Raw genomic sequence first — 5301 nt, 5'->3', positions numbered from 1 at the left:
CCCGTACAGTAGGCCCGCGCCGCCGCAGCCCGGCTGGCATGACGCAACACCGCCGAGATCTCACCCAAATAAACCGCGAACCGCGCCTCGCCGCGCCGAAGGCCCGCAGCCCCTTCCATCTCTCTCGTCATGACCCATATATAGGAAGGACCGAGTAAAATGACACAGTAAGACTAAAAAGTGGATGCAAAAGCGCTAGTCCCCAGTTTCGACGGTGCCCCCGCAATGTCTTCACGGAGGTCACCCCGGCTGCTTAGTGGCTGAGCGCTCCGGCGCGTTTATGAGCTTTGGCAGCGCGGGCCGTCGAAGGCTCCAAGTGCCTCCTGGTCGGGCGATAGCGGCCACTTGGCGGGCTCCGGGCACCACGCACACGGAGCGGGCACCGCAAGGCTCGTTTGCATTGTCCGAGGCGATCCGCTCCCTCGCGAGCACTTCACAGCAGATCCCACAGAACCTTGGGGTCGACGTGGCTGACCAGTCACAGCCAGCTCATTTTCGCAAGCGCAGCCTGCACTCTGTGCAGGCCCCGAGCGTGAAGTTGCCCTGTCGGCTCACAGTCGGAAGCATTCTGCAGCGTTCCGGGATTGCATTGACGATGCAGTTCCGCAACTATCCGTGGTGGGCTCGGGGCGGGAATGGCGAGGCAGTCATCAAATTAAGACTCCGGGGCGACTGCGATTAGCGCGGGGATAGACCTAATCTGTACAGATCGGCGAGGAGGGATCATGCAGATTTCGGATATGGCCAAAACGGTACTTCGGTCCGCGGCACCGACTTTGCTTGCGGCCCTTGCGCTTCCACCACCATTCAACCTTATCGCGTCAGCTGTTGTATCGGGCGCGATGGCGAAATATCTGCCGCCCGGGCAGCAGCCGGCCCAGACCGGCACCGACGGCAGCCCGGCACTCAGCCCGGAGCAAGTGGGGCAGGTGGTCGAACGGAGCGCGAAGGATCCGCAGTTCCTGCTGGACCTGCGGCGCGCAGAAGACGATCTCAAGAAGTTCGAGGTCAATGCCCAAATTCGCTTTGCGGAATTGGAGTTACAAGACCGGGAGGGGTCTCGCAGGTTCCAAAGCGAGGCGAACATTGCGCCGCAGGTTTTCGACGCGGGCATGTCCCTGGTGAAAGTGGCGATGGTTGGCATGCTGATCGTTGTGGTTGGCTCCCTGTTCCTGGTCTTCGGTGGCGTGAAGTTCGATCCTTCCTCCAGCAATCTCGCTGTCGCTGCCTTTGGCCTAATTGGAACCGCGGTAGGCTTCGTGAATGGCGTAGCTGCAAGCATCGTGAACTTCTACTGGGGCAGCAGCCAAGGATCGAAGGATAAGGCGACTGAGCTCGCCAGCACGGTCCGGGATCTCGGACAGCAACTTGGCCGAGCCGCCAGTCGTGCGCCGGCGCCGCCGCTGCCGGTGCCCGCACCGACGCCGGAACCCACCGACGGCCAGGGGCAGATGCTCTCGCAGACGGAGCCCGCTAGGCCCGCCCCGGCTGGACTTCTTGCTGAGATCATGCCGGGCCTAACTCAAGCGCACCGGCATTTCCCGGACGGCGTCTCCTGGCAGTTGACGCCGGAGGGCATCTCTGTGGACGGCGCTCCGGCAAGTGGAACCGCAGGCGAGCCGAGCACGGTGCGGGGCATCTGGAAGCGCTACGGCGACCTGTGCTCCGCTTCCGCGAAGCGCTACGGCGTGCCAGTGGAGCTAATCGTCGCAACCATCGCCACAGAGAGCCGCGGCGACCCCAATGCGCGCCGGCCCGAGCCGAAGATCCGCGACGAAAGCGTTGGGCTCATGCAGACCCTGGTGAATACCGCGCGCGGGGCGCTCGGCCGGCGCGACCTGAGCGGGGACCATCTCCTCGATCCCGGCCTCTCCATCGAGGCGGGAACGGCCTACATTGCGCAGCAGCGGGGTTCCACGCATTTCGATCCACCGCTTGTCGCAGCCGCTTACAATGCTGGATCCATCCGCCGTGATGATGGGCCTGCGAATCGCTGGAAGCTCCTCGTCTTCCCAACTGGCACTGGGCGGCATGTGGACAACTTCGTCGAATGGTTTGCTGATTGCATGCGCGTGAGCGCCGCCGAGCAGTGGGGGGCGCAGGAAGGGGTGCCGAGCTTTGCCGGCTGTTTTGCAACCCAATCGCGGCCGCAGGCCTGATCGTGAGAAGCCGATGCCGCAGGATGAGCGGATGCCGGCACGGATTTGGCAAACCGAGGGCCTTGGCGAGGATGAGCTAGCGCGGCTGGGCAATGAGAAGGCCTATGCCGAGCTATGCAAGCTTAGAGAGGAGATTCCTAAGCTCCGAAACGACAACAAGCCGCTGAATCGGCACGCGGCTGCGGCCGTGTCGCTCGCGGCCGTGGTGATTACAGGGGCGCAAGTCTACAATACCATTGTGAACAGCCAGAACGAGCGAGAGCGAACCGAGATCAGTCAGGCCGAGCAACGAAGACGCAGCGAAACCGAGCAGCGCATCCGCTGTCTGGAGACTGGCACGAAGGTGGCGGAATTCGCCGCCTCCCAGCGGGACAGCTTCGTGAACAAGGAGCCGAAGGAGCAGGTCTCCTTCATGAACATCGTGCTGGCTTCTTTCTCGCCTGCTACCGCGCGGCGGGTCCTTGTCGCCACCGCCAGCGAGGCAAGAGATTCTGTCGTTCGCGCGCGGTTCGAGGAGGCTCTGGAGCAGCTACGCAGCGATCCCGCCACGGAGGCCTGTCCGGCCGTCAACCTGACCCTACGCCTGCCTGAGCCTCGGAGCGAGCAGCCGGTCCAGCCCCCTCCGGAGCCCGTGCCGCAGACGACCGGCGCCTGTCCGGCTGTCACGGCGCCCGCGAGTGCGGCGCCGCTCGCCATCTATCCCCATGTGGTGCTCGAGGCGGATCGGCCGGCTGTGCGGAAAATAGTGGACCGTGTGCGGGCCCAAGCGACCGATTTTACGAGGGTGCCGATCGACATGGTCGAGGTCCGCAACCCTCTTAGCCAGGCTGCGGAGATCCGGTACTACTTCCGAGAACAAGAGCCGCAGGCCCGGCGCTTAGCCGAGTTGCTGAAGTCGGCAGCGTGCCTGGAAGGGATTACCGGGCTGGGCGACTTCCGGGTTAACTATATCGGCGACCGCTACAGTAACCTGCCGCCGGGACGGATCGAGGTTTGGTTCCCGGCGATAAGCCGCAGCACGCAGCCGTAAGCTGCCCGAGTGATTTGGTAAAGGAGCACCCGCTTCGCTGCACCTCCATCGCCCTTGTTGCGCAATTCGGGTGAAGAGCACGACTGCCCCTCTATTCTAGTTTGGTCAGGCGACAGCGACGGTGTTGGGCATGCCGAGCCGGTTGTAGGTGTTGAGGATGGCGCAGCGGATCTGCACCTCAGCCACTTGGCGGGCGGGATCATGTGCCGCGAGCCGCTCGCCAAGGCGTTTGATGCGTGACATCGCTGTCTCGGCCAGGCTGCGGCGATGGTAGCCGCTCCAGCGCTTCCAGAGCCGCCGGCCGAAGTGCCGAACGGCACGCAGGGTCTCGTTGCGCTCGCATGCTCCTCGGGTCGGCGTCTTCCAAGGTTTGCCGTTGCGCCGGGGCGGCACGAGCAGGTCCGCATTGCGGACCGCTGCGGCCGCGTAGGCCGTGCGGGTGTCGTAGGCTCCGTCTCCGCCAACGGAGGCGATCTGCTCCCCTTGCGGCACCTGCGCCAGCGGATCGGGCAGAATCTCGCCATCGCCGTGCCAGTGGTCGGTCATCTCGACAGCCCGGATTTCGTGACTGTCTGCATCGACCGCCAGGTGCACCTTGCGCCAGATGCGGCGACGGTCGGCACCATGCCTCCTGACCTTCCACTTCCCTTCGCCCAGCACTTTGAGCCCGCTGCTGTCCACAACGAGATGCAGCGGCTCACCTCGGGCGCGGTAAGGAATGACCACGGTCAGCGCCTGCTGCCGGCGCGAGAGGGTGCTGAAGTGCGGTACCGACCACCCGAGCCCGGCTAGGCGGATCAGGCTTCCCACCAAGCCCTGGGCCGCCCGCAGCGGCAGCTGGAACAGCACCTTCAGCGTCAGCGCGCACTGAATCGCGGCGTCGCTGAACACCGGCAGCCGGCCCCGCTTGCCCGAGCCCGCCGGCGCATGCCTGGCCAGGTCCGGCGATAGCCAGACGGTCAGGTCGCCGCGGGCAATTAGGCTCCGGTCATACTCGCGCCAGTTCCGCACGCGATCCCGCTTCATCGGCCGCTCAGCCCCGTCGCATCCTTCCTCATGGCCCATCACCCACGAGTTTTCCGCAACAACGCCGTTTGAAGGGCTTGCGGCGAGGCGCCGGAGCATGAGGCGGATCATGGCAAGACGGACGGAGGCCGCGGCTTTGCGTGCGTGACGCTCATAGCCACAGGCCAGCCTGCCACAGCGGCTGACCCAAGCCAGGGTCCTCTCCACGATCCAACGTTTCGCTCGATTTGCGACCTCGTCGTCTGCTGAGATCGCTGGCGCTCGTCACGGGGGCGCACTCACAATGGCTTACATTGTGCAAAAGTGTGGTGCGGAAGTTGCTTGCGACCGTCCGCGACGACTTTGTTGCCCCCTGGTCGGCGGCTCTCTCGCGTCGATAGCTTGAAAGCGGAAGCGCCGCTCTTGGCCAGCTCTTACCGTTCCGCTTCGCGCCGATGGTGTTGATAAAGTCCGGGGCGCAGCGGAGTGCGAAACTGCCCACTCGATGGTTGAATCCGGCCGCAACATGGCTTCGCGCAGGTGGGCTGCTACAAACGAGTCTTGCGTCAGACTGACTGCCGCATGTCTGTTGCCTCAGGTATCAGCCTGGCAGCGCTCTTGCTGAATGGTTCAGGCAGCGGCTCGGGCAAGCGGGCGGGCGCATGCGCAAGGTACTCGTGGTCGCGCTCGCCCGGAAGCTGCTCATCGTGCTGTGGAGGTTCGCCACCCAAGGGCTTGTCTCGGAGGGCGCCACCGCCAGAGTCGCCTGACAGGCCTAGGGGTTCCACCGGGGCCTGCTCCGCCGACTGGCCCAGGGGATCGAGGTGATGGTCGCCGAATGAGACCACGGGCGCCTCGCGCTCCGCCGCATAGAGTGGCGCCATCCCTCGGAGCTTCGCTGGTCCGGATGCGGGACCGTGGTGGGGACGCCGTCCCGCCGGATGCGAGGTTAGGGTTTGTCAGGGATTAACTGCGCGATTTGGAGCATGGCGAGGCCGGATCGTGTAGTTCCACTCGCCATGGAAGTTGGCACGGCTGATGTTGATGTTTGCCATCTCTGCATCGGAGACGGTGATGCCCTTGGGATAGGCGTTGGTGTCGAGTTCG

4 protein-coding genes and 1 pseudogene are annotated in these 5301 nt (G+C 64.5%); 3 read left to right on the top strand and 2 right to left on the bottom strand.

Annotated features, from left to right (window positions below):
* Positions 1-725: 725 nt before the first annotated feature.
* Positions 726-2159 (top strand): transglycosylase SLT domain-containing protein, encoded by a 1434-nt coding sequence (locus GSE44_RS24795; protein ID WP_159351498.1) that lies wholly within the window; start codon positions 726-728, stop codon positions 2157-2159.
* Positions 2160-2172: 13 nt separating this feature from the next.
* Positions 2173-3189 (top strand): hypothetical protein, encoded by a 1017-nt coding sequence (locus GSE44_RS24790; RefSeq protein WP_159351497.1) that lies wholly within the window; start codon positions 2173-2175, stop codon positions 3187-3189.
* Positions 3190-3294: 105 nt separating this feature from the next.
* Here the strand turns inward: GSE44_RS24790 and GSE44_RS24785 are convergent, their stop codons facing one another.
* Positions 3295-4215, bottom strand: coding sequence for an IS5 family transposase (locus tag GSE44_RS24785; protein ID WP_235925130.1), 921 nt, complete (start codon positions 4213-4215; stop codon positions 3295-3297).
* Positions 4216-4790: 575 nt separating this feature from the next.
* Between GSE44_RS24785 and GSE44_RS24780 the strand changes: the two are divergent.
* Positions 4791-4964, top strand: a pseudogene (locus tag GSE44_RS24780) (IS110-like element ISMno25 family transposase); the annotation flags it as partial.
* A 189-nt stretch (positions 4965-5153) separates the two neighbouring features.
* Here GSE44_RS24780 and GSE44_RS24775 read toward each other — a convergent pair.
* The coding region (locus GSE44_RS24775) for an ISAzo13-like element transposase-related protein (RefSeq protein ID WP_408015161.1) at positions 5154-5301 on the bottom strand (148 nt) is incomplete at its 5' end.

This window comes from Muricoccus harenae, assembly GCF_009848505.1.
Lineage (GTDB): Bacteria > Pseudomonadota > Alphaproteobacteria > Acetobacterales > Acetobacteraceae > Roseomonas > Roseomonas harenae.
Note: the sequence above shows the minus strand (reverse complement) of the source record. Positions and strands in the feature narration are given on the sequence as shown.